This window comes from Aureispira sp. CCB-QB1 (genome assembly GCF_000724545.1).
GTDB lineage: Bacteria > Bacteroidota > Bacteroidia > Chitinophagales > Saprospiraceae > Aureispira.
The window spans coordinates 12623-38272 of sequence record NZ_JHBV01000042.1; the positions used below are offsets into that span (position 1 = coordinate 12623).

General features: G+C 34.8%; 23 protein-coding genes. 13 read left to right on the top strand and 10 right to left on the bottom strand.

Annotated features, from left to right (window positions below; all coding sequences use genetic code 11):
• Positions 1-229: 229 nt before the first annotated feature.
• The 5 genes from CG11_RS22255 (at position 230) to CG11_RS22275 (ending at position 4408) form a co-directional block, all read left to right on the top strand.
• Positions 230-1069 carry a phytoene/squalene synthase family protein gene (locus tag CG11_RS22255; RefSeq protein WP_052599063.1) on the top strand — a complete coding sequence of 280 codons (840 nt, stop codon included), beginning with the start codon at positions 230-232 and terminating at the stop codon, positions 1067-1069.
• Between the two features lie 12 nt (positions 1070-1081).
• Entirely contained in the window at positions 1082-2542 is a 1461-nt protein-coding gene (gene crtD / locus CG11_RS22260; protein WP_052599064.1) for a 1-hydroxycarotenoid 3,4-desaturase CrtD, read from the top strand.
• Complete coding sequence (locus tag CG11_RS22265) at positions 2532-3170, top strand: carotenoid biosynthesis protein (RefSeq protein ID WP_052599065.1); 639 nt, start codon at positions 2532-2534, stop codon at positions 3168-3170. Before crtD ends, CG11_RS22265 begins: the two co-directional genes overlap by 11 nt.
• Before the next feature lie 66 nt (positions 3171-3236).
• The gene (locus CG11_RS22270; RefSeq protein WP_197043913.1) at positions 3237-3704 is read left to right on the top strand and encodes a sterol desaturase family protein; all 468 of its coding nucleotides are present in this window, start codon (positions 3237-3239) and stop codon (positions 3702-3704) included.
• Positions 3701-4408 (top strand): lycopene cyclase domain-containing protein, encoded by a 708-nt coding sequence (locus CG11_RS22275; protein ID WP_052599067.1) that lies wholly within the window; start codon positions 3701-3703, stop codon positions 4406-4408. The genes CG11_RS22270 and CG11_RS22275 overlap by 4 nt, the downstream gene beginning before the upstream one ends.
• Before the next feature lie 21 nt (positions 4409-4429).
• Here CG11_RS22275 and CG11_RS22280 read toward each other — a convergent pair whose 3' ends face one another.
• Together CG11_RS22280 and CG11_RS22285 are read right to left on the bottom strand one after the other, a co-directional pair.
• Positions 4430-4924, bottom strand: coding sequence for a hypothetical protein (locus CG11_RS22280; protein ID WP_052599068.1), 495 nt, complete (start codon positions 4922-4924; stop codon positions 4430-4432).
• Between the two features lie 46 nt (positions 4925-4970).
• On the bottom strand, positions 4971-6482 hold the full coding sequence (locus CG11_RS22285) for a right-handed parallel beta-helix repeat-containing protein (protein ID WP_052599069.1): 1512 nt from the start codon (positions 6480-6482) through the stop codon (positions 4971-4973).
• 1245 nt (positions 6483-7727) lie between these two features.
• On the opposite strand from CG11_RS22285, the gene CG11_RS22290 reads away from it, so the two are divergent.
• Positions 7728-8282: a hypothetical protein gene (locus CG11_RS22290; protein ID WP_052599070.1), complete on the top strand. Its 555-nt coding sequence runs from the start codon at positions 7728-7730 to the stop codon at positions 8280-8282.
• A 104-nt stretch (positions 8283-8386) separates the two neighbouring features.
• Here the strand turns inward: CG11_RS22290 and CG11_RS22295 are convergent, their stop codons facing one another.
• Positions 8387-9094 carry a 16S rRNA (uracil(1498)-N(3))-methyltransferase gene (locus CG11_RS22295; RefSeq protein ID WP_052599071.1) on the bottom strand — a complete coding sequence of 236 codons (708 nt, stop codon included), beginning with the start codon at positions 9092-9094 and terminating at the stop codon, positions 8387-8389.
• A 126-nt stretch (positions 9095-9220) separates the two neighbouring features.
• Between CG11_RS22295 and CG11_RS22300 the strand changes: the two genes are divergently transcribed.
• On the top strand, positions 9221-10108 hold the full coding sequence (locus tag CG11_RS22300) for a glucosaminidase domain-containing protein (RefSeq protein WP_156039860.1): 888 nt from the start codon (positions 9221-9223) through the stop codon (positions 10106-10108).
• 422 nt (positions 10109-10530) lie between these two features.
• Here CG11_RS22300 and CG11_RS22305 read toward each other — a convergent pair whose 3' ends face one another.
• Both CG11_RS22305 and CG11_RS30230 read right to left on the bottom strand, forming a co-directional pair.
• A complete protein-coding gene (locus tag CG11_RS22305; RefSeq protein WP_052599073.1) occupies positions 10531-13221 on the bottom strand; it encodes a S8 family serine peptidase in 2691 nt (896 codons plus the stop codon).
• A gap of 18 nt (positions 13222-13239) precedes the next feature.
• On the bottom strand, positions 13240-13392 hold the full coding sequence (locus tag CG11_RS30230; RefSeq protein ID WP_156039861.1) for a hypothetical protein: 153 nt from the start codon (positions 13390-13392) through the stop codon (positions 13240-13242).
• Positions 13393-13656: 264 nt separating this feature from the next.
• Between CG11_RS30230 and CG11_RS22310 the strand changes: the two genes are divergently transcribed.
• The 3 genes from CG11_RS22310 to CG11_RS22320 all read left to right on the top strand — a co-directional run bounded on the left by CG11_RS22310 (position 13657) and on the right by CG11_RS22320 (position 16308).
• Positions 13657-14493, top strand: a complete 837-nt coding sequence (locus CG11_RS22310; protein WP_156039862.1) for a hypothetical protein — start codon at positions 13657-13659, stop codon at positions 14491-14493.
• Positions 14490-15323 carry a hypothetical protein gene (locus CG11_RS22315; protein WP_052599075.1) on the top strand — a complete coding sequence of 278 codons (834 nt, stop codon included), beginning with the start codon at positions 14490-14492 and terminating at the stop codon, positions 15321-15323. The genes CG11_RS22310 and CG11_RS22315 overlap by 4 nt, the downstream gene beginning before the upstream one ends.
• A gap of 139 nt (positions 15324-15462) precedes the next feature.
• On the top strand, positions 15463-16308 hold the full coding sequence (locus CG11_RS22320; protein WP_052599076.1) for a hypothetical protein: 846 nt from the start codon (positions 15463-15465) through the stop codon (positions 16306-16308).
• Between the two features lies 1 nt (position 16309).
• On the opposite strand, the gene CG11_RS22325 is transcribed toward CG11_RS22320, so the two are convergent.
• From CG11_RS22325 to CG11_RS22345, 5 genes are all read right to left on the bottom strand, one after another.
• Positions 16310-17704, bottom strand: a complete 1395-nt coding sequence (locus CG11_RS22325; RefSeq protein ID WP_052599077.1) for a M20/M25/M40 family metallo-hydrolase — start codon at positions 17702-17704, stop codon at positions 16310-16312.
• Between the two features lie 162 nt (positions 17705-17866).
• Complete coding sequence (locus CG11_RS22330; protein WP_063833184.1) at positions 17867-18694, bottom strand: DUF6089 family protein; 828 nt, start codon at positions 18692-18694, stop codon at positions 17867-17869.
• 253 nt (positions 18695-18947) lie between these two features.
• Positions 18948-19520 (bottom strand): hypothetical protein, encoded by a 573-nt coding sequence (locus CG11_RS22335; protein ID WP_052599079.1) that lies wholly within the window; start codon positions 19518-19520, stop codon positions 18948-18950.
• 394 nt (positions 19521-19914) lie between these two features.
• Positions 19915-20799, bottom strand: a complete 885-nt coding sequence (locus CG11_RS22340; RefSeq protein ID WP_052599080.1) for an NAD kinase — start codon at positions 20797-20799, stop codon at positions 19915-19917.
• Positions 20800-20823: 24 nt separating this feature from the next.
• Positions 20824-22230, bottom strand: coding sequence for a BamA/TamA family outer membrane protein (locus CG11_RS22345; RefSeq protein ID WP_052599081.1), 1407 nt, complete (start codon positions 22228-22230; stop codon positions 20824-20826).
• A gap of 485 nt (positions 22231-22715) precedes the next feature.
• Here CG11_RS22345 and atpD point away from each other — a divergent pair, with 485 nt between their 5' ends.
• The 3 genes from atpD (at position 22716) to CG11_RS22360 (ending at position 25540) form a co-directional block, all read left to right on the top strand.
• A complete protein-coding gene (gene atpD / locus CG11_RS22350; protein ID WP_052599082.1) occupies positions 22716-24236 on the top strand; it encodes a F0F1 ATP synthase subunit beta in 1521 nt (506 codons plus the stop codon).
• A gap of 91 nt (positions 24237-24327) precedes the next feature.
• Positions 24328-24576 carry an ATP synthase F1 subunit epsilon gene (gene atpC, locus CG11_RS22355; protein ID WP_052599083.1) on the top strand — a complete coding sequence of 83 codons (249 nt, stop codon included), beginning with the start codon at positions 24328-24330 and terminating at the stop codon, positions 24574-24576.
• A 583-nt stretch (positions 24577-25159) separates the two neighbouring features.
• Positions 25160-25540 carry an energy transducer TonB gene (locus tag CG11_RS22360; protein ID WP_052599084.1) on the top strand — a complete coding sequence of 127 codons (381 nt, stop codon included), beginning with the start codon at positions 25160-25162 and terminating at the stop codon, positions 25538-25540.
• Positions 25541-25650 lie beyond the last annotated feature (110 nt).

Genomic DNA, 25650 nt, shown 5'->3' on the forward strand with positions numbered 1-25650 from the left:
TATCAACCATTATTTCGTGAAGAAAACATATCAGTTCACTTCGTGAACGCTTTGCTTTTAGTTAGCTTTGTTACTCCCTACGGTCGTGAGCTCGCACAGCTCGGTTCGCTGCTATTACGTGGTATTATAGTGCTACATAGCTGATTATCAAGGAAAGTGTGTTTTTGTTGCTTCCTTCTTTGAAAGGTTGGTAATCGTTATTAATCAACAATACTTAAACTTATTTCCAATGAAATCATTATTCGACGAATTATCAAGAGGTGCTTCAGTGAATGTTACAAAGATTTATAGCACTTCATTTTATAAAAGTGTTTCTACTTTGGATGAAAACATTCGAGATGATGTCCATGCTATTTATGGAATGGTCCGATTTGCGGATGAAATTGTAGATTCTTTTCATGGTTACAAAAAAGAAGAACTATTGGCAGAGTTTAAAGCAGATACGTACAAGGCAATTGATAGAGGGATCTCTTTAAATGCCGTTTTAAACTCTTTTCAGGCAGCTGTGAATAAATATCAAATTGACCTAGATTTGATTGAGAAATTTTTCAGAAGTATGGAAATGGATTTACAACCCATAGAATATACGCAAGAATTGTATGAAGAATACATTCTAGGATCAGCAGAAGTTGTAGGGTTGATGTGTTTAAAGATTTTTGTTTATGGGGATGAGGAGCAGTATCAAAAACTAAAGCCTTATGCTATGAAATTAGGCTCTGCTTTTCAAAAAATTAACTTCCTAAGAGACTTGAAGGATGATTGGGGAGCATTGGGAAGAATCTATTTTCCTAATGTGGGAGATGTAGAAGGTTTGACGCTTGAAAACAAATTATCGATAGAAGAAGAAATAGAACAAGAGTTTTTAGAAGCTTATAAAGGAGTGCTGATGCTGCCACGATCTTCTCGATTTGGGGTTTATGTAGCTTATACGTATTATTATAACTTGCTTAAAAAAATCAAAGCAAAAACCGTTAACGATTTGATTTCTCAGCGCATTCGAATTCCTAATTATTCGAAATACTATTTGTATGTAAAATCTTATCTAAGACATTCTTTTAACGTGTTATAATCTATAATCATTATGTACGATGCCATTGTTATAGGAGCGGGAATAGCAGGAATTGCGGTTGCATTGCGTTTAAAAAAACGTGGTGATAAAGTATTGGTCTTGGAAAAAAATAGTTACGTAGGGGGCAAAATGAATCAATACGAATCTATGGGCTATCGTTGGGATACGGGACCGTCTTTGTTTACAATGCCTCAATTGGTAGATGAATTGTATGAATTATATAACAAAAATCCTATAGATTATTATCAGTACAAAGAAGAAGAAGAGGCTTGTCGTTATTTTTTTAGTGATAAGACACAATTGAACTTTTATACCAATCGGACAAAGCTAAAAAAAGAACTATCTGAAAAACTGGGAATTGATACTAAGGTTATTGATTCTTATATGGAACGTAGTGCAGAGAAATACAATTCCATTGGGGTAATTTCATTGGAAAATGCCATCCATAAACCTAGCGAATTGCCTTGGGGGAAATTATTAAAGATGCTACCACAGATTTTTAGAACCAATTTATTTACTTCCTTACATCGACTTAATGCAACTCAACTAAAAGAGCCAAGGTTGGTTCAAATTTTTGATCGTTATGCTACCTACAATGGTTCAAATCCCTATAAAGCATCAGGAATTTTGAGTATGATTCCACATTTAGAACAAAATGTAGGCACTTTTTTTCCAAAAGGAGGCATGCGTTCTATTGTGGATGGATTGTACCAATTGGCAAAGGAAGTTGGGATAGAGTTTGAATTTGGGGTTTCGATTGGCAAGGTAGAAAAGATAAAAAAAGGATATTGTATCAATGAAAATCCCCATTACCATTGTAAAAGATTGGTAAGCGCTATTGATTGTGTTCAATTTTATAAAGAGGTGCTCAAGGACAAAACCCTAGCTAAAAAGTACCACCGCCAAGAACGGTCTAGTTCGGCAATTATTTTTTATTGGGGTATTCAAAAACAATTTGCAGAATTAGGCTTGCACAATATTTTTTTTAGTGAAGATTATCAACGAGAGTTTGAATTGATTTTTGAAGAAAAAAATATTCCATTAGAAGGGACAATATATGTGCACATTAGTTCAAAAGTGAATCCGCAAGATGCTCCGAAAGATGGTGAAAATTGGTTTGTGATGCTCAATGTTCCAGCTGGAATAGAGATCAATAAGGAACAAACAGCCATTATTAAAAGTGCTATCTTAAAACGCATCGAACAGATGTTAAACAAAGAAGTAACTCCCTATATTCAAACAGAAAAGGTATGGACACCCAAAGGTATTGAATTGGATACAGGGGCAATAGAAGGGGCTTTGTATGGAGCTGCGTCTAATTCCAAAATGGCTGCTTTGACAAGGCATCCTAATTTTTCTAAAAAATACAAAGAAATTTATTTTTGTGGTGGAACCGTTCACCCAGGAGGAGGGATTCCATTGTCTATTCAATCCGCAAAAATTGTTGATAAATTAATTGCCAATGAACGCTAACACGATACAGGTTAAGTTGGAGTCTTATGCTCCTTGGATTTTGGTACTCTTTCATCTAATTGGGTTAGGAATTTTTCTTTATCCAGATCGAGTAGAAGGTTTGTCAGGACTAAATATGATTTTGTGCGCCTTACTTATTCTTTTTTCTTCTGAGCACTGGAGAACAGAAACCTATTTGTTGTTAGGAATTGTTGTAGGTGGTTTTACGGTTGAGGCGATTGGTGTTAATACAGGCTTGTTATTTGGCAATTATGATTATGGACATGAGTTAGGGGTAAAACTATATGGAGTACCTGTTGTGTTGGGCTTAAATTGGTATTGCGTTGTTGCTACTAGTGTCCATTTTGTGCTTCAATGGATTCCTAAAACAATGCCATGGATGTTGAAAGCCGTAGTGGCTGGTTTGCTGTGTGTTGTGCTGGATTATTTTATTGAACCTGTCGCTATGAAATATAATTTTTGGAATTGGGAGCATGGGATTATTCCTTTGTTCAATTATGTGTGTTGGTTTATTTTTTCTGTGCTATTTGCAAGTGTCTATTTGTTGAATGTCAAAAAGGTAAATGCGACAGCTTATTTCTTGTTTTATATTTGGCTCTTGTTTTTCTGTATTTTGAATGTGTTGTAAACAAATAGTTTGTTGGCAAACTAAATTTCTAAAAAAAGGATTAAGAAAAATATTATAACTATAGATATGATGACTATACTGACTTATCTAATCCCATTTCTACTAGCTTTCTTTGGGATGGAATTTATGGCTTGGTTTACCCACAAATATATCATGCATGGTTTTTTGTGGTTTTTGCATGAAGATCACCACCAGCCCGACCCCAATACTTTTTTTGAGAAAAACGACGCCTTTTTTTTGGTGTATGCTATTCCAAGTTGGTTGTGTATTATGTTAGGAATGATGTGGGGCAATACCTTTTCTGTTGGGTTTGGATTTGGTATTTTGGCGTATGGGGTCACTTATTTTTTAGTACATGACGTACTGATTCATAGACGATTTAAGTGGTTTGATAAGGTACAGAGTCCTTATTTTAAGGCACTTCGAAAAGCACATAAGGTGCATCATAAAAACCGTTTTAAAGAAGAGGGCAGTTGTTTTGGTTTATTGGTTGTTCCTCGTAAGTTTTATCAAGAACAAAAGAAAAAAAGATGAATACCTTGTACTTGCTATTAGATTTAGGAGTTATTATATTTCCCTTTTTGTTGAGTTTTGACAAAAAAGTACATTATGTTGGTGATTGGGGCGCTACATTTGGAGCCTTGTTTGCGATTGGAGTACCATTTTTAATTCACGATTACTTCTTTACAGAAATGGGCGTATGGGGCTTTAATCCTGATTACTTAACAGGATACTATCTACTCAATTTGCCGATAGAAGAAGTGCTATTTTTTGTGGTCGTTCCGTATGCTTGTACTTTTGTGTACGCCTGTTGTGGAGCGTATTTTACAAAAATTGATTTTAAAACCTTTAACCTCGTGTTTTATGTTGGAATGCTGCTGTATGCTATTGTTATTTTAGTTTTGGGAATGGGGCGTTGGTATAGTACAATGGTAGCGATTATTGCTTTTTTCTTAGGAGGCTATTTGTGGGTCAAACGAAATAATTATCCTTACTTACCCATAGCTGTTTTGCTGTCAATGATTCCATTTTTTATTATGAATAGTATTTTAACAGGATCATTTACACCAGCACCAATTGTTTGGTACGATAATGCTCAAAATATAGGATACCGTTGGGGGACAATCCCCGCAGAAGATATCCTGTATTCATTCTTACTGGTTGCGGGGAATATTTTAGTATTTAAATTTTTAGTAGAACGAAAACGAAAAATTACGACCACTTTACAAAAGGCATAAGCAGCCGTTTATGACACTAACTCAACTAAATGGTTCCAATTGTTGAACATATTGGGCTAATGCATCGCTTTTCTGTGTACCAATTAAAAGTTTTGTTCCGTTCTTTAGTTCTATCGCCAGTCCCATTGTTCCAGAAGCATTATAAACTGTGCCGTATTGTGAACTTAGGCGAAGCCCCCAACCGCCTATAAATCCATAATCTACCACCTGCGCTTTTTGAACATTGTTCCATTTTATTACTCTTTTGGTAAGTGGAAAAAAATGGATTTTAATTTCAGTGTTATTGATTTCTGTTTTTAGATTGAGTGTCCAAAAGAAAATAAGCAAGCCTAAGATCATACTAGCTATTACAATCAAAGAAAGGTCAGAACTAGGCTTATCTCCAAAAGGTTGTCCAAGTATAATTTGTTGATAAATTCCATAGAGGATCAACATACCTACACCAACCAAAATAATAGTTACCAACCATAGTAGCCAGCCGCTAAGCTTTTGTTTTTCTTTGAATACAAGAGACATACTTTAGGACATTAGAAGGTTGAAAAAATTAATTTGTTTATAATTTTTAGTTGGGGATTGCATAGGCTCCGATGGCAGGAGTTGATTCCCTCTGTTGTCCAATAATATCTAAGAAAGGGCTTGTGATACCAGGTAGTCCTGTTAAGATTCTCCAGTTAGAAGGAAAATTCATGGTAGTAGGCAGTCCTGCATTATTAGCAGGAGAATCCACAGAATCAATTTGATAATTAAAATTATCTTCATCGACAAACAAAGGATCTTGATTGGTGATACAGTTGATCATATTTTGACTAAACGTATCTACCTTCATCAAGCAATTGTTAAACTCATAATAAAAATCGGCAGGAGGATTATCCAACGTTAGTATTTCAACTTCTTCGCTTTTATTACCATAAATGATACAATTTGTAAAATAAGCCTCTCCCTGTGATTTGATAGGAATTTCATTGCCATTATTATCAACGACAATTTCATAGTCTCTAAAACTAAGTACTGGTTCACTTCTGCTAACCAAGCCTGCACCAACATTGGCAAAGGTACAGTTTCTAAAATTATAGGCACCGCCTCGAATTCCGATAAAATTAAACTGATTAGAGTTGGCAAGAACGGTATTGGTCATTGTAACATAAGAGCCTCTAGCCAAGACAGCAGAGCGATCGACATTATAAATTTTGCTATTCTTCAATTCTAATTTAGGACTACCATTGACTGTAAACGAGTCGACAAAAATACCATCTACTGCATTTCTAATAATAGTGCCGTGTATAATATTATCTCGACTACCAGGACCTAATCGAATGCCATTGTGGTGGAAAGGAATTAATTGGTAGTCCTCTTCTAGTCGATGCGTTTTTAAAACAACAGGATTGTTCAAATCTCCTCCTACATTTGAGCGGATACAAGAATTATTACCAATATAAATCATAGCTCGTTCACCAGGTCTTGAAGTAGGACCTCCAAACATATAGATTTCAGTACCACCAGGAATAACTAAGCAAGAATTATTTTCAAAGGCTACAATACCCATAAAAATATGAGGCTTGGTATTGGTTAAGGTTACCGTGGTATCATTGTACGTTGTCAAAAAACCTACCTTCCCTGTATAATTGGCATTCCAACCATAGGCATAAAGCATTACTTTTTGTGTGCCTCCACCGTCTGTTTCAAATAGAATAGAATCTTTTCGGACAGCATCGCCGTCATTCGGATCAATAAAAACATTAGCAAAGATATAAATACTATCCTTGGCAGGAATCTCTATGTCAGAACTTGCCACGCCTGTAAAACCATCAATATTGATATTAAAATCAGAGGGTTCTCCACCTCCTAAATAGACATTGTTAATTCGAATAATCTGATTGTGTGGGTTGTAAACTTTGAAGCGGCGTGTGGCACTTCCCATATTAGTAAATACAGTATCAAAAGTTAATGTATCTAGTGAAAATTCTAGACCAGCCCCCGTTGTAGTTATAAATTGATCTTTTTTACAAGCAGTTAGCTGAAAGATAGAATAAGCAATAATAGTAAGTAAGAGGTACTTTAGAAACGTTTGTTGCATTGTTATACTGTTATTAAGTTTAATAGTCTCCATCACCTACTAAATGATTAGAAGATTTAGGATAGCCAAATATAAGAGATTAAATTGGAATGCTTGTCTAGCCTGTTTTTTAATCTCAATTATTTATAAACAGCTTATCAGTTGAAAACCAAGAGGATTTATATTTTTAAGAGCGGCTAAAATAATTTTAATTACTCCGTTAAAAGTTTTTTGAAAGCAGGCAGCGTAGCTAACTCTGATTATTTTTAATAAAAGAATTTTTTGCTCGAAATAATGATAAGTATTTGATAAACAGTTTTGAGTAGAGGTTCTTTCTATAAAATGATAACAGTTTTTAAATCTTTTTCACAAAATATTAAGACGGTAATTATTTTTTTGGCACACTATTTTCAATGTATATAAATGTAACAACGAGTGATTGTTTTTGTGAAGTTATATTGTTGTTATTTAAAAAGTTATATATTTTTAATAATCTAAGATTTTCTTTTTTCTGTTTGAAATAAGTAAGTGAATATTACAGCAAAAAAAGATTTTTTTAGAAAAAGAAATAAAATATTGGCGTCTTGATGAAGTGTTAGATTACGGTTCTGTATACTTCAAAAAGTAATATTTTATCCCAAGCTTAGTTTTGTAGCTGTAGAGAGGGCAAAACTCCCTAGGTTTTCCCTTTCTATGGCACTTTTGAAGCCTTTTAGTATATAACGAGTCGAAATTAAAAAAAGAGGCTTTGTTCCTCTAAAAAAAAGAAAAAGTATAATTAGGTCTTTTGCCTAATTTGAAGAATAGAATTGTTTTTTAGGAAGTTTCATAGGCTGTGGTAGCTAGAGACGCCGCAGCTTAGAGTTATTTTTATGGGTGAAAGAAAAGTGTTGTTCTTAATTGAGCAGCACTTTTCGTCTTTTGGGGCAATTGTTAATTGAAATCTCTTGTTTTTGGTGAAACAAAAAATGGTAAAATGAAACAAAAATGTTTATTTTCCGTATTTAGTGTGTCTCTTATTAATCAATAGCTCGTTGAAACCACGTAACAGTAGTGTAGTTAACTATTGTTAGTTTATTTCAGAGGAGTACTATTTTATAATACTCCGTTGATTTTTTAGTTTTCCTACGAAAAACGTAAAAAAGCATCTTGCATTAGTTTGATTATCAGTCTTTTAGTATAAAGGTTGGTAGGGGTGCATCTTGCTGATAATCAAACTAATACGATTTTTCAACGGAGTAATGATTTTAACAAAAAACATAAAAAATGAAATTCTTAAAATACTTATTATACTTCCTTTTAGGATTTATTGTACTCTTTTTAGCTGCTGGGGTTCTAAAACCTTCTGTAAATTATGGGCATGAAATAATAGTAGATAAACCTTTGAAAGAAGCTTGGGCTGTTCACAAAGATAAGTCAAAGTATGACCAGTGGCTAGAAGGATTTAAGAGCATGGAGTTAATTAGTGGTGAGCAGGGTGAAATTGGAAGCCAATATAGAGTTGTGGTCAAGCCAGATGAGGAGCAGCCTGATTTTGAGATGATTGAAACGATTGTTGATAAGAAAAAATTTGATTTTATTCGCTTGGATTTTGACAGTGATATGATGTTTTTTGAGCAAACTACTTCTTTTTCAGAAATCGAGGGGAAAACAAAGGTAAAAACAGAGTCAAAAGTGAGTGGCAAAAATATTTTTATGCGTTCTATGTTTGCATGGATGGAGTTGTTAGGAGGTTCGTTTCAAGCGCAGGAAGAAAAGAATATAGAAGGATTAAAGCGAGTAATAGAAGGAAATACGACCGTATACAATTTAGAAAATTAATGTTGTAGCCTGAATTTACTTATCTTTTGTAACTATAATTTTCACTGTTGGTAGATCCCACTAGGATCTACCTTTGATTGTTTTTTAACGAACGATTGATACCATTAAATATGCAGCAAGTGAACCGTGTGACAGGCTGCAATACCTGCTGTCTCTGTGCGCAAGCGACTTGTTCCTAGACCTATTTCTTCAAAACCACTATCTTTGGCCCAAGCAACTTCTTCTTCTGAAAAGTCGCCTTCAGGTCCTATCAACAATAAAACTTCTTTAACATTGGGATTTAATACCTTCTTTAAATGAGGAAGGTTGGGAGTATTGCAATGTGCAATGCCTTTGAAGGTCGCGTTATTAGCTGCTGGTAGAAAGTCTTTGAATTTAGTTAAATCATTGATTTTTGGAAAGATACTTTTAAGAGATTGTTTGGCAGCAGCAAGGACAACTTTTTCTAAGCGATCTAAGCGAATGTTTTTACGTTCTGATCGTTGACACAATATAAAGGTAATTTCGTCAATCCCCAGTTCTGTTGTTTTCTCCAAAAACCATTCTAAACGACTGATATTTTTAGTAGGAGCAATTGCCAAATGCAACCTAAAATTTCGTTGGTCGGTCGTTTCAATACGTTGTATAATTTGGATGGTACAACTTTTTTTATTGAAGTCCACAATTTTTCCTTCATACATATTGCCCAAACCATCTGTTAACGAAATGACATCATGGATGTTCTTTCTCAATGTTTTGATACAATGTCTTGTTTCTTCTTGATCCAAAAAAGCTGTTGTTCCTTCTACTTGATGAGCATAAAAAAGTTGCATAAAACAAAAAGTTTTAAAAAATAAAAACAAAAGTTTGGTTATTAGAAACAAAATGTTTTATATTTGTATCAACAAAAGAATACAACACAACAATTGAATATCAATTTAAGTCTAAATATTAAAACAATGGAAACTAACAATACAAACAATATCAACATCCAAATTTGTGAGGATGTGTTAGTGACAGAAAACACAACTCCAACAACAGAAGAGTTGATAGACTTATTAGAAGTTGAAGCACAAAATACAGAAACAGTTTCAGAAACTGATATCGTTTTGGCAAAAAAAATAAAGGAACCTCAAAAACTATCTCTTAAATATATTTTTCAATCGTTATTTTATGCGATGCAGTGGCGACAATTAAAGCGTCAGATGACCAAAGAGGCTTTGGTGGGGATGTCTAAGAGACACTGGCCAAAGGCTGTTGCGGTTGCTGCGGTAATTGTTCTATTCAATTTGGATTTTGGTAGCAAAACGAATACCAATAGCCAAGCAAGTATGTTGATGTATGCGAATTATCCAGAGCCTGTATTAGAAACAGAGAATCATCCAGTGACACCTAGTCATATGGTCGCTTTGTCAAATGAAGCAAAAGAAAACTATATTGCTCGTTTTGCTAGTGTAGCGCAAGGAGAGATGAAGAAGTTTGGTATTCCAGCTTCCGTTATTTTAGGCTTGGCTATTTTGCACAGCAACTATGGTGTTTCTGAATTAGCACAGGTCGGGCACAATCATTTTCATATTACTTGTACTGATAATCATTTAGCAGAAGGAATAACAGGACGAGGAACGTATGAAAATGATTGTTACATACACTACCAAAACGCATGGACAAGTTTTCGTGCCAATAGTATGAAATTAGATGCTGCCCCATTTAAAGAATTGAAGGCAGTAGCAGGAGATGATTATACTATTTGGGTTTCAGGATTGCAAAAAATGGGATTGCAAGAGACGGATAATTTACTTGAGATTATTGAGACCCATAATTTGTACGAATTAGATAAGATACAGTAACCAAAGGTTGTTGCTGTTTATATGACAAACCATTCTTTCACCTAAACAAACTATTACACTATAAGAATTAATATTTTTTGCTCTTTTATTGATTATTTAAAGACTAGTATTTAAGTGCAGGCTAGATTAGAAAATCACGTTACTTAAGACTAGGAATGATTCAATTTTATACTTTTTAAATGTTCACTCCCTAAAGAAGCTAAGTATAGGTCAAGTTGAGTGTTTCTAGTTGGCAGTCAATCACAAAAGGTGGTTGGCTGCCTTTTTGTGGATAAACAAAAAGAGGTATAATACAGAAATTAGAACGAATTATTAAAAAACCACCTAGAAGCTGTTATCTAGGTGGTTTGGTATATTGTAATGATGTATCAAATAGCTGTTGATGCTCGAATGAATGGCAAGACCCTTTCTTTATCAAAAAACTATTGTTTAACTACTTTTTGTGTCAAAATAGACCCATCTTCTAATAAGAGATGCACTAAATAAACACCTTGAGGAAGTCGACTAGTTGGTAGTTCTAAATGGTTGCTTCCCAAGTCTAATTGCATGTTTATATTAATTACTTCTTGTCCTGTAATCGTACTCATACTAAGAGCAGCTTCTTGACTTTTAGGGCTATCCATATTAACGACTAACTGACGATTAAAAGGATTGGGGTATACGTTTAGAGTGGCACTTGGCTCTATTTCCTCTATGGTAATACCCGTAGGTTGTGTAATGTTAATACAATAATCTTCAGTTTCTCCATAGCTAGAGTTATCGCATGCATTTAAAGTCGTATTATTCCCCCATTTCAAAGCAACTCGCATACGGGTTTTATCTAAAACGGCATTATTGGGTATATTAATAACTCCTGTATGATTGTTAATTGCGGATGAAATTTGACCAGCATCATAGGCTAATTCATTGGCATCAAAGACCTCATTTTGGTTGTAATCAATCCAAATTTTTAATAACCAATTGGTTCCCCAAGGACCTGTATTGAATCCAATATCTATAGAAACAGGATAAGATCCTCCTTGAGCTAAGTCTGTTGTTGGTCCCCCATTGACAAAAGAAATATAGCCTCCATCATTGCCAGTTGTATTGTTTAAACTGTTGATTGTTACGTTTTGTATCCAATCGTCTCCAGAACTCTGCCCAGAAGAGGTACAGTAATTATTAGAAGTACATTTTCCACATCCATTTGTTTCAAACTCAATGGTAGGAGAGTATTGGTTGTTGACATTGACAGGACAAGAAGAAAGAATGCGAAGTTCGTATAGTTCGCAGCTGTCTAGACCTGTCAACATAATTCCTCCTCCAGTAGTGGTGGTGGTTAGCCAAGTGGCACTAGATTTTAGTTTATATTCTACATTATAAGTTGTAACAAAAGGATCTGTCGCCCAAGAGAACGAAGCAGAAGTTAGCCCAGTTGTATCGACATTAATATTGCTAGGAGCTACGCAACAGTCTCCTGTTTTGAAATTATAGCTGCTAGAATAAGCTGTTGTATCACAATCAGCAGCAATTTCTACCTCATAATTTGTACAAGCTACTAAGCCGTTTAGAATAGAGAAGGTATCAGGTGCTGAAGCGAAAGTCCAAGTAGGATTTCCAACCACTCTATATCGTATGTAATAAAGCGTTGTTGAGTCAACACGATCCCAATTGAGAACAGCACTATTGCCAGTAATTGTATTGGCAAGCACATTGTAAGGTTCGTGGCAACCTGATAGAGAACAGCCAATAGCCATAACAGAATCTAAGGCATTTTTCATGTTTAAAATTCCCCCACTAACTGTTGTTCCTTGCATAGAAGCATTGCTGACAGTAGAATTTAAAATAATTTGTTTGAGTAATAATGCTGTTTGAGCAGGTTGAGTACGTGCTAGTAGAGCTAACCTAGGACAAGGAGCAGAATATAATAAACCGATGGTTCCAGCGACATGTGGAGTAGCTCCAGAAGTACCTCCAAAACCTCCATAACCATTGTTGATGGTTAGGGTATACGTACCTTCACCAAACGCTCCTAGGTCAACTGTTGTTAAACCATAGCCAGCTTGGTTGACTTTATTTCCTGCTTGGTTAATATTGGTTACAGCAATTAAATAATCGCTATCACAACTGGTTGGAAAATCTCCTGTTACATCAACGTTATTATTGGCATTGGCTGTAGCAGCAGCATTGAGAATTCCATAAGCTCCTAAGGTATCATAAAATTCATTTACTAAAGGAGCATAGGTTGCACATTGTTGGTTGTCTACTCCCCATGAAGCATTCGTGGCAACAACAAAAGCTCCTGAAGCGCCATTGGTTTGGTTGTACAGTTTTCGGCAAGCTAAAGGGTAACTGTATGCTGCAATTGAATTGGCACTTGTTCCACCTCCAACGACAAACATTAACTTAGCATCCCAATTGACACCACTTACGCCCACACCATTGTTTCCTTTTGCTGCAATGATTCCTGCAACAGGTGTCCCATGATTGGTAAAAGGACTTCCAGCTACAATATTGTTATTATTTGCATTGGCATTCCATCCTTGGAAATCGTCAATATAACCATTGCCATCATCATCAATGCCATTGCCAGGAATCTCTCCGTTGTTTCTCCAAACATTATTTCCCCAATCAGAGTGACTAACCTCTAGACCATCGTCAATAACGCAGACAACAATAGTGTCTCCTAAAGCTGTGACACCACCTGTTGTAATATCCCAAGCTGCTGAAGCATCTAAATCGATGTTAGATGATTGTTCATACTGCCATTGTTGGTTGTAAGAAGGATCGTTAGGGGTAACTCTTTTTTCTAAAATATAGTTGAGTTGAGCATTATGAACAGATGGGTGGTTTCTTGCTTTTGCAAGCATTTTGGAGGTACTTAAAATATCTTTATTAAATGTTAATTGCCAAATATTCATGTGCTCAGAGAGCAAGGCTTTGTTATTGATGTGTGTTTGGAGTCCTTTGTGTAATTCTAAATCTTTGATCACCCAAGCAATAGAGTGACCATCTTTGACACGAACTAATATTTCTCCTTCTACATGAGGGAAATTGTCTTGAGCAGCAAGGTTGTTGTTTAAGCTAGCTACCAAAAAGAGTAGGAATAGCTTAAAGGTAATGTTAAATCGCATAAGTACTTTTTTTCAAAATTAATCAATGGTATAAAGAAGAATGGAGGATTCTTCGGAAGGATTTTGAGCTATTACCTTATCAGAATAATGTGGGCGTATTCTCAAAAAGGAACCCTTTAAATCCATGATTTCAATAGGTTGCAATTTATTTCTAGGGATATGGTTAAACATTACTCCGTTGAAAAATCGTATTAGTTAAGCAATATAAACTAAAATTAAATAGTAAATTATCATTGTTGTGTAAATCTTTATTCTTTGTTAAGTATAAAAAAGGTTTTAAAGTACTGTCGTTTGAGTTTTTGACCTCCCCTAAAAAAAACTTAAAAAAAATGTTTATTAGGATTTAGGGCAAAGATATTTCGAAACGATTAAAAGTTTGCTATCTTGGAAAGTTGCTATTCGTATATCCAACTAGATAAAAATCAAGGCGTAAAAATGGAAGATTCTTTTATATTTTTTTTGATTATGTTTTTACTCTTGGGATGTATTCCGATGATTCAGATATATTACAAAAATCAATATGAGAAAAGTAGGAGTAAATTTTCAGATGCAGAGATTTTTAAATTAATGTCTAGAGCCAATCATTTTCTCACAGCCAAACAATTATCAATGGTTTCTGCCTTGAGCAAAAAAGAAGCTGCGAATCGATTAGCTTATTTATCGATGAAAGGGATCGTGAAAAAATTTCAAGATGGTAGTGGCATGCGAACGGTTTATCAACTAAAAGAAGCGTTACCAGAGGACGATATTTTACCGATTAGCATAGAAGGTTTGACGGAGACAGAAATTGTTGATGCGGTAATGAGCTATTCAAAAGATTATCAAATTACAATTGCAGAATTGGTCATCATTTTTGGAATAGAAATCGAATTGGCAAAACAAACACTAGAACGATTGAAAAAAAGCGGTTTGGTGAAACGATTGTGGAAAGGAACTTCGTTAATATATGTTGTAAAAGATCCTTTGATAAAGGGAACGCCTAAATTTGAATCATCTTCGCCACCAATTAAGATCAAGCTTCCTAAAGAAAGCAAACAAGAGCGAGAGATTGTAAAATTAAAAATTCCCGATGCGGATATACTTCGTTTAGCTATTGAACACAAGGGACGTTTGACCGTAACATTGGTTTGCCTAAAATTAAACATATCAATAGAAGAAGCGCAAATAAAACTAGATGACTTATACGAGCAAGGGGCGTTTATTATAGATGTCAATCAACAAGATGCCTTGGTAGAATATTATTTGAGAGATAAAAATTTGTTGGAACAATGAAGGTAGCACTGATTATTATAGGTATTATTTTATATTTTCTGTTCATTGCAGCCATTGTATATTGGTCAAAAAATAGATTAAAAAAACAACATGCTGCGAGTCAACATAAACTTTCAGACGCAGATTTGTTTAAAATGATGACCCAGGCAAATCATTTTTTAACTGTAGAGCAGTTGGTTGCTTCTTCTTCTTTGGATCTTAAAGAGGCGAAAGTTCGTTTTATGCATCTTGCCTATCAAGGGGTATTACGCAGTTATTACGATTCTAGCGGAACAGGCAAGGCGATATACCAACTCAAAGAAGAGGTACCATTGATTTCGTCTGTTCGAACGAACATAGATACGTTGTCAGACAAAGAAATTGTGGAAATGATTTTGTTGCATGTTAACGATTATCAAGTTACGGTAGCAGAATTAGTAGTTATTTTTGGTATTGATATCTATGAGGCGAAAGCTTTGATTCAGCGTTTGAAAAAAAATGGAGCCATTAGTGTTCTTAGAAAAGGATTCAATCACATTTATGTAATCAATCAAACGATTCACCTTAAAGAACCTCGACTTAGAGACAAAACTCAACAGCGTCAATTACAAAAAATAAAGTTACCACAACAAGAACGTATTAAAATCCCAGATGCTGATGTAATACAATTAGCCATCAACCATAAAGGGAAATTAACTCCTACATTACTTTGCTTGAAAAAGAAAATCTCTATAGATGAAGCCAAGCAAAAGTTAGAAGAATTATACGAGCAGGGAGCTTTTATAATGGATGTGGATGAGGATAATTATGTGATGGAATATCACTTGAGAGATCGGTCTTTGTTGGAATAATAAGGAGTGGCTAAGAACGGATTTTTGATGAGATCTATTTACAAAAAAATAACTAGTAATGAACGAATTAGGAAGTTGTTCTGTTGGTTGTTATTGGTGTAGCTGCTCTATGGAATGTCAATGATATAATAAACTAGAAATGAAAGTACTTGCTTTAGTTGTATTGATTGGGATTATAATTTTTATGGTTGCATTAATTTATTATGCAGTGAAAGCTCATTATCAAAAAGTATATAATGATACCAAACACAAAGCAACCGATGCTGATATTTTTAAAATTATGGCTCAGTCAAATAATTTTATTACAGAAAAGCAATTGGCAACAGCAACCGATTTGACAGAAAAAGAAGCGACGAGTCGTCTAGCTTATTTAGCAATGTCAGGAGCTTTGAGGCGTTATTATGATGCAAATGGAAGTATGAAAGGTGTTTATCAATTGATAGAACGTGTTCCCTTGTTTGATTCATTGCCTGCTGAATTATTTGGTCTATCTGAAGATGAAATTATTTCCGTTATTTTATCTCATGTAAACGACTATCAAATTACTATTGCAGAATTGGTGGTTATTTTTGGAATCAATGTGTTGGATGCCAAAGCCTTACTTCGTCGCTTGACAAAGGCTAAAAAAGTTAATGTTTTGTACAATCAAAGTTTTCAACAGATTTATGTAATCAATCAATCCTTGCACACAGCTGCACCAGTGTTACGAAAACTACCTGCAAAAAAAGATAAGCTATCATTAGAACTATCCCAACAACAGAAAATAAAAATTCCAGATGCAGCAATGTTGAAATTAGCCATTGAGCACGATGGGAGGTTGACTCCTACACTTGTTTGTGTCAAATTGCAAGTATCCATGGATGAAGCCAAACTAAAATTGGAAAACTTACACGAACAAGGCGTTTTTGAAGTGGCAATAGACGAACAAAACGCCATGATAGAATATCAAATTAGAGATCGAAGCTTGTTGGATAAAGCCGATTAAGTTAAATTCGATTTTTAATTAGTTGGTAATAAAATTGCATCATTTGTTGGTAGTTTTTAGCACTAATTTTAGCATCAATTTTTTGTTGCTGTTTCTCCCATGTTGCGGCAGTATAAACAACAGGATGGAAATAATAAATGTCTGCATCAATATTAGCTTGCCAATTAATTTTGGAGGGAGGATGTACTAGTATAGGTGCTGTAATTATATTAGGAAAAATTTCTTTGCAAGTATTGCTAATAAATTGATAGGTGCGATTGTCAACAGGTGCTAATGTTTGGTTGGTGTATTGAATTTGAGGCTGTTTTAGTAATCTTATTTGTGGATGTTGTAAATGCGTTTTCAACCACTGTTCCAAATTAGCTAGGACTTGAGGAGCTACAAAAGCTAACTCTGTAATTTGTTTGTTGGTACTATCTGCTGTGTTTTGCTCTACGTAGATATTGTGTCCAAAGCACGTTTTGGTTAAAGTATTTTTTTGTAACCATTTTTGCTGAATGTTGCTCAACAACCATTGGTTAGAAAAAACCAAACGCTGGCTAAAGTTTAGTTCTGGGCTAATATAGTTGGTAAATTGTTGTACAGCTTTGTTTTCTATATCAACAAAAGGAAGTACTGTTTGTAATTGCTGAATATGTTGTTGCAAAACTTCTTGAGGAACATTTTGAGATTCTAAAAATACCTTGGATACAGATGGTGTGCCAATCCCAATTAGAGCCGTAGGCATTGAGGTACTCCAAAGCATATTTTGGCAAATTAGACCGCCCGTTTTTAGAATAAATTCAGGTTGAATTTTCGCTTGTTTTAGAGCTTGTATCAGGGCTAGTTCTCCTTGCTCTGAGTTATGAGGAAAAGCAAAATAAATGGTTCGATTAGGAAGGATATCTTGACTAACCAAGTCATTAAAAACTTCTAGCATAGCCATTAAAGCTGCCTTGCCGCCTTGTGTGCCTTGCCCATGAATAAATCCTCGATCAATTTTGCCCATAAACGGATTGTAACTCCATTGAGGAATCGTCTCTAAATCAGGTTCCTCTACATATTGTTCTGCGACCAGTACTATTGGAGCTAATTCAGGCGTTCTGCCAATCCATTTTGCTACCAAACTAAGTTCTTCAAAATTTTGCCACTCTACATTAGGGTTGCTAAAAAGTGTTGGGTAAAAGGTTTGAAGTGCGGTATGAAACTGATTAAAATGTTTGACACTATTACTATCTGAGGTTGTTGGGATGCGCAAAACACTAGCCAAATGTTGGCTTGCCTTTGGATATTCAGGAAGTCCTTTAGCTGTTTGAATTTTGTTCTGCTTAGAGGAATTGGTAAAAGTGTTGAATAAGAGAATTAAACTTATAATACTTAATGTAAAAATTAAGAGAACGAATAACAGTTTTCGCATTGGTTTGGTCTATATTTGGTGTTTCTGTTTTGTTTTGCTACACAATGTACGGAGTCTAAGGACATAAAAAAAACCTTTTAACTGACCAATTGTCAAAAGGTTTTTCTTTTTGAGTAGTATGTAAGTAAAAATGGAGTTTTTAATGTTCCAATATCTTGAAATTTACCAAGAAGGGCAGTGGTATTGGTGCATAGTGTATAAAATGCCTATGGTAAACATTGTATAACCGTCGTTGGTTTTGGAGTCCCCTCGTTGACGTCCTGGTCTACCCAAATTTTGCCCAACTTCTCCCGAACGATCTGCCAAACCAATCGCAGCACTAGCCAAAGATCCTCTATGAGATGCAATCAAACGACTATCGGCATACTCTCCTGCAACATCATCCAAATAATCAAAAAATAAAATTCGGGTAGCTCCTTCAATAACAATTCCCCATTCAGAATTAATGTCTATTTTGATACCAGCCCCTAAAATTAAAGAAGGTTGAATTAGAGAATATTCTTCGCCCACCGATTGCCCTTCTGTACCTAAAGGTTGTAGCTCATACAAACTTCCTTTGTATTCTGCCTTAGGATTGTGGTGAAAAACACCGAAACCTGCGACCAAGTAGGGAGAAAATTGATTGTGATTTCTACCTTTTTGTGAGTGGTGATGAAAAGGCAAAAAGTTGAATTCTAGTCCTACAGAACCTTCAAAAATAGTAGACTGAAAACTCAAGTTTCTAGCTTTGTTGTATTCGTTCAAAGAATTTTTGTCTGAAGCGCTAATCGTTCCAAAACTAGCTCCTATGCGCAAAGAAACTCTAGGGTCTACATTTCTGCGTACAAAAAAGCTTCCCGCTGCACCTGGTGTTTGCATAGAGAAATCGGGGGCCAAATCACCATGATAAAAAGTTACACCTCCCATTCCGCTCACTTCCCAATATTGAGCATTCGTTGTGTTAATCGTTGCCAAAAAAGCAATACAACTGAGTAATAATATATGTCTCACTGAATGTTGTTTTAAGCCATTAAAATGTTAACAAATTTTTGATTGAACAAAAATCCGTCCTAAATCGTTAGTTTGCCAAAGAGTCAGCATACTATGTAAATGAATAAAATGTGTAGAAGATTATTACTATAATGGAAGTGTTTAGGAATGAAGAAGAGGGTTGCATTGTTAAAAACGAGGTGAAATTCATTTTTGTTGTTGATTGAACTAATTTTTTCTTTTAATAAAAAACTTTAACAACCAATCTATTTTGTTAATTAATACCAAATACGATTAGTAAAAGACCGTAAGATACGGTAAAAGAAAAAAGAAACTGAATACACAATACAAAAAAATGTAAAAATCTCAAAATAGAATACAAACAGCCTTTCTTTTTTTCTTTATTGAAACACTCAAGTACCCATTTCAACCAATGAATATCCGTATAAACGATTTCAAAAGAAGTAAAAAATATGATTAGAGAGAATAAACGTAATACCCAAATAGCCAAAGGAATGCTACACAAGAAACTTAATAAAATGATGACAGAATGAGGCAGATACAGTTGTGGGTTATTAACATCAAATGCTTGTTCACCATATACCCAACCCTTGTAATAGACTATGCTCAAAAAGCAAAACCCAAGAACAATAGCAATTAAATTTTCTGCAAGGATCCAACGATCTACCCAATGCATCTGTTGGTCAGAAAATAATTTTTGTACTGCTTTTCGAAAGCTTTTCTTGGGTTCATTTTCATCTAAAAATAGGGTGTTGAGGATCCACAAGCCAATCCAATAAACGATGGTGCTAATCAGTAGCGCAGGGATTAAGTAGGCTATGTTCATAGTTGAATACTAGAGTGTTGAATGAAGAATTAAAGGTAGAATTTCAAAACTTAGCTTCGATTGAAATCAAAGGTTAGAAAATGACTATTGTTGATAACTTCTCAATATTGCTTCGTAGAAACCACATAGTAGCAGCGCAGCTAACTAAAAGCAAAGCACTCACACAGTAAATCGTATCAATTTACTTATTTCGTGAACTTCGATGCATGAGTATTGCATAGTTGATTATGAATAGGCGGTAGTTTTATGTTTAAGTTCTTGAAAAGATTTATAGTCAGGTTAAGACAACGCTTTTTTAGTCTTTTACAAAAAAAACGACCACGCAGTAGCAGCGTAGCTAAGTATTACTAAAACGAAACACAAAAATTTGTAGATAAATTCCCCTCCCCAAAAACTAATAATTTCGAGAGTCGATTCCCCACTTTAGTTTTTCTCGAATCATGTATAGGAAATTGCGATCCGTAAATCGAACTAGATTGACTTGAAAATCTGCTTTACGTACTGCCAATTGAAAATGAGTATCAATGGTTTCGTAACGCGAATCTAAGGTGCATAAGAAGTTTTTTGCCCGCCCTTCTACTTCAAAAGAAATAACTGCATTATCAGACAAAACAATAGGACGAACATTGAGGTTGTGAGGTGCAACAGGAGTGATGATAAAATTGCCAGACTTTGGAAATATAATAGGTCCACCACAGCTTAATGAGTAACCTGTCGAACCTGTTGGCGTAGCGACAATAATTCCATCCGCCCAGTAAGAGTTTAAAAACTCCCCATTAACGTAGGTATGGATGATAACCATCGAAGAGGTGTCTCGTTTGAGAATGGTAAAATCATTTAGAGCAAAGTTTTTGTCTCCAAAAATAGAAGGGCTTGACTCCAAATATAAGATAGAACGCTGATCTAAGGTAAAACTATCGCTATACAAAGCATCTAGGGCTTGCTCAATTCGATTTTTTTCAATCATAGCTAAAAAACCCAATCGACCTAAATTGATTCCCATAATAGGAACACCCGTATCTCGAACAATGGTTACCAGATCTAAGATAGTTCCATCTCCCCCTAAGCTAATCATGAAGTCAATATTTTGAGCTTTAAAATCTTCATGTTCCTTGAACAGTTCTAATTTTTGCTGAATTCTGATTCTATCGTCAAAGCTTTGATAATATTCTTCGAATATAAACAACTCCGCATCTCTTTGTGCTAGAATATCAAATAGAATTTGCACAAAAGAAATATGGTCTTTTTTTAAGAATCGACTGTAGATGGCTATCTTCAAAATAGAATAGAGGATTGGGGTGTTTTAAAAATTAAAGCGGTAGCGTAAATATAAGCCTTTTTCACCATTTTTGTTAAAAGTGTATTCAAATTGCACAATTATATTATAAGAATAGAAAATTAAATCTACTCCAAGCCCTGTTCCAATCAAATCTGTGTTGCTCAACTGATTGCCTTGTGCATAAAAACGATCCCACACATAACCAAAATCTATATGATAACGAAGGTGTATTTTCAAAGGCAGAGCTTGTAAATAACTTACTGGAAATTTTTTAAACAATGGAATTTGTACATCTAAAATTTTAAAATTAATATCAGATTGAAATAGTAGGTAGTCTTGACCATTGATGACATAGTATTGATAACCCCGTACAAAATCTTCGTTAAAACCTAATGCTTTGTTGTTGTAATAAGGCATTTCAGAACGAATGAAACTATAACGAGCTTTTAAATTGGTGGCAATACTCAAGAATTTCCATATTTGTACATAATAGCCTAAGCGGGCAGTTAATTGTAATTGATTGATGTCTTTAAAAATACCAAGACCTTGTTTTTTTAATTGAGCTTGAAAATACAAGCCATTAAGCGGGTAAGCTTGAATATCTCGCTTATCTAGGGTATAGGTATATTTTAAGCTAAAAGAACGTTGCGTTTTTCGATGATTTAGAAAAAAATCGGGATTGTAGGTAACAATGGAATCACTAATGTTAAGTTGTAAAAATGTTAGTTCCAGTCGTTGCACTTCAAATAACGTTCTTCTGTAGTACCCCCTAATACTTCCTCTGATGCGTTGGAATTGCCGTTCAGTAGCATCAAAGTCATTGTAAAATGCCAATTGATTGTTGATGGTATTGTAAGCCCATTCTTTATTGTCAGAGTACAAAGCGTTGATATTGAATCCAAATTTTCGCTTTTTGCCCATAGGAGGAAGGGTGTAATCCAATTCAAATTTTCGAGTATAGCCAAATTGCACAATTACTTTTAACAAATCGTTGTAACCTGTCAAATTACGCCAAATCAACCACAGCCCAATGTTGGCTCGTTTGAGATCTCGGTTGTGTCTAGTCCACCAAACATTAAAATTTCGATCTGCTAGCTCGAATTGAGGCAAAGGAAAAATATACCAAGACTCTTTGAGTATAATTAAAATATGAACTGCTTGTCCTTCCCATTTAGCGATTTTGACCTCTACATAATTAAATAAGAGCGTGTTAATTAAAAAACGCTTGTTTTGCTCCAATTTTGGCATTAAACTCTCTAAAAGAATCGAATCTCCTTCAGCGATATTCAATTCGTTCTGAATAAGTGCTGTTTTTGTTTTCTTGTGCCCGACAATATCAATTGATTGGATACAAACCTTTTGAATTTGGGCATTAGAAGCATAAATAGAAACCAGCAAAAGTAGCTCAATAAGCAATAAACGTTGTGTCATTTAACTAGGTAGATCAAGTATTTTTGTATTAACAGAATGGTATCAAAAGGGTGTTTGTCTTGGATTAAAATAAAAAAATACTTATATCGGTATGATAATCATGTATTTTTTTGCGGTTTGTTTGGGGGCAACTTGTTGATTATTAGTGTTTGTGAGGTTTTTGGTCGCTCTGTTCAAAAATAGAAGACAAGAGAATGTTTTATTGGAGTCTTAAAATGCCTTGTTGTGCAAGGCGATAAAGGTAAGAATATTCGAGTCAAAAGCTAGATTTTGTTTGTTAAGATTTGTAATAAAAGGATTCTAAAAAAAATATTTTTTGACTAAGGATTAAGGAATTATGGTGGTTTGCTCCTTTTTTTTTTAATAATTTTCAAAATATTAGGACTTTATTTTTGAAACTCTTTTGAAAAACAATATAAAGCTCTATCTTTGCCGCAAATTAGAAATAGATTATTTATCGAACACAATTATAAAGTCCACAACTTATGTCACAAAATATTGGACGTATCAAACAAATTATTGGTCCTGTTGTAGATGTTAGCTTTTCTGCTGAAGGTGCCAAATTGCCAGAAATTCTGAATGCCCTTACTGTAACTAGAGAAAATGGTGAAGTATTGGTGTTGGAATGCCAAAAACATTTAGGTGAAGACAGTGTTCGTACTATCGCAATGGACAGTACGGAAGGTCTAAAAAGAGGACTAGCTTGTGTAGACACAGGTGCTCCTATTATGATGCCTACAACAGACGAAGTAAAAGGTCGTCTATTAAACGTAGTAGGTGAAACAATTGATGGTATTCAAACGATCAGTGCAAAATCTGCGAGAAGCTCTATTCATCGCAAACCACCTAAATTTGAAGAACTATCAACAAGTTCTGAGATCTTGTTTACAGGTATCAAAGTAGTAGACTTGATTGCTCCTTACCTAAAAGGGGGGAAGATTGGTTTATTTGGAGGTGCTGGTGTAGGTAAAACAGTATTAATCCAAGAGTTGATTAACAATATCGCAAAAGGATATTCTGGATTGTCTGTATTTGCTGGTGTAGGAGAGCGTACTCGTGAAGGAAATGATTTGTTGCGTGAGATGATTGAGTCTAATATCGTAACTTATGGAGAAAAATTCTTGCACTCTATGGAAGCAGGAGGCTGGGATTTGTCCAAAGTAGATATGAAAGAATTGGAAAACTCTAAAGCTACCTTTGTATTTGGTCAGATGAATGAGCCTCCAGGAGCCCGTGCTCGTGTAGCGCTATCTGGATTGACGATTGCAGAGTATTTCCGTGATGGAGACCCAAGCGAAGCTAAAGGACGTGATATTTTGTTCTTTATTGATAATATTTTCCGTTTTACACAAGCTGGTGCTGAGGTATCTGCTTTGTTAGGACGTATGCCATCAGCAGTAGGTTATCAACCAACTTTGGCAACGGAAATGGGTATGATGCAAGAGCGTATTACTTCTACTAAACGTGGATCTATTACATCTGTACAAGCAGTTTATGTACCTGCGGATGACTTGACAGACCCTGCTCCTGCAACAACATTTGCTCACTTGGATGCTACAACGGTACTTAGTCGTAAATTGGCTTCTTTGGGTATTTACCCTGCGGTAGATCCATTGGATTCTACGTCTAAGATCTTGACCAAAGCAATTGTTGGTGAGAAACACTACGAATGTGCTCAACGCGTTATCTTTACCCTGCAACGTTATAAAGAATTGCAAGATATTATCGCAATTTTGGGTATGGAAGAGCTTTCGGAAGAAGATAAATTGATCGTACACCGTGCTCGTCGTGTACAACGTTTCTTATCTCAGCCATTCCACGTAGCAGAGCAATTTACAGGGTTAGCAGGTGTATTGGTAGATATCGAAGATACTATCAAAGGTTTCAATATGATTATGGATGGTGAAGTTGACCAATATCCAGAAGCTGCATTCAACTTAGTTGGTACCATCGAAGATGCTATCAAGAAAGGAGAAGAAATGTTGGCTGAAGTTGTTGAAGCTTAATAAACACTTGAATTAAAGTAAAGCATTAGAACTAAGAATTGTTGGTCAGTAATGATGTGCAATTCTTAGTTCTTCTATAATAAAAAAGAATATGGAATTAATCATATTAACACCTGGAAAAACAGTATTTAGTGGTGCTGTAAAAGCAATTAATACTCCGGGCACAAGCGGAAAGCTAGAGATTCTAGAAAATCACGCACCTATTGTTGCTTCTCTAAAGGAAGGTAAAATCACGGTAACTACTGACACCAATGAAGTGTTAGAGTATACTACTAGTGGTGGTTTCTTGGAGGTGTTGTCTAATAATGTTTCTATTCTTTTGGAAACAGTAGAACAGTAACATCTAAATATCGTACAGCTACTTATTAGTAGGTGTTCCTAAGTCTTCTATACTCCAAGAGTATAGAAGACTTTTTATTTTGTCTATTTGGAGGTAGAATCTGTTTTAATGGCATTCGTTGTCAGTCAATATAAAATTGTGTTAATTTATTTTTTTTGTTAATTTGTACTTTAAAAGTAAGTTATTGCTCCTTCTTAAGTTTGAATGGTCGAAATTCTGTAGAATATATGTTTTATTTCTTTTAGATCATTACTTTGTAGGAAGCACGAAGTAGCAGTGCTATTTAGGTAAGAAGATTATAAGGATTCAGAAAAAGCGCCCTATTGTCGATTCAAGGGATTAAAAATCGAGTAGAAAAAAAGTTAAAACCAAGAATTTTTTAGGGACTTGTATACTATTGAACTAAACTTTTAGGTTAAATAAGATAGAAAGATTAGAAGTATTCAAAAAAATAAATTAAATTTGTTTTAGCCAAAAACCATTTATGGTATGATTTTTTTATAAGGATGGATACAATTCTATTGATATTATAAAAAATAGGTACCTTTAAAACAAGGACTTCCTTTGCTTAAAAAACATTCTCATGAAAAAAATATTTTCCTCTATAATTGTTTGCGCTTTTGTTTTATTTGCTCAATGTGCTCATGCGCAGGAAGACGAACCTAGATTTCCTGGTTGTGATGACCCCACAGATGTAGATTGTGCAGATATGAAAATGATGCAGTTTGTTTTTAGTAATTTAAAACACCCTGACGGAAACCCTGGAGGTGAAGTAGTTGCTTCATTTATGGTAAAAAGCTCAGGTGAATTAACAGACGTGGCGATTGTTGAAAGTTTGACAGACGCCTGTGATCAAGAAGTAATTCGAATCATAAATTTAATGCCAAGCTGGTTGCCTGCCAAAGTTGATGGAGCGGCAACAGATATGGAATGGGAATTGGTTGTTAAATTTACAGCAAAATAATATAGTTTACAGGGTTACCTGTTGACAGAATTAAAAATTAAGAGAGAAAATTTACATGTAGTAAGTTTTCTCTTTTTTAATAGATACCAAATTGAGACTTTTTTTCAAAT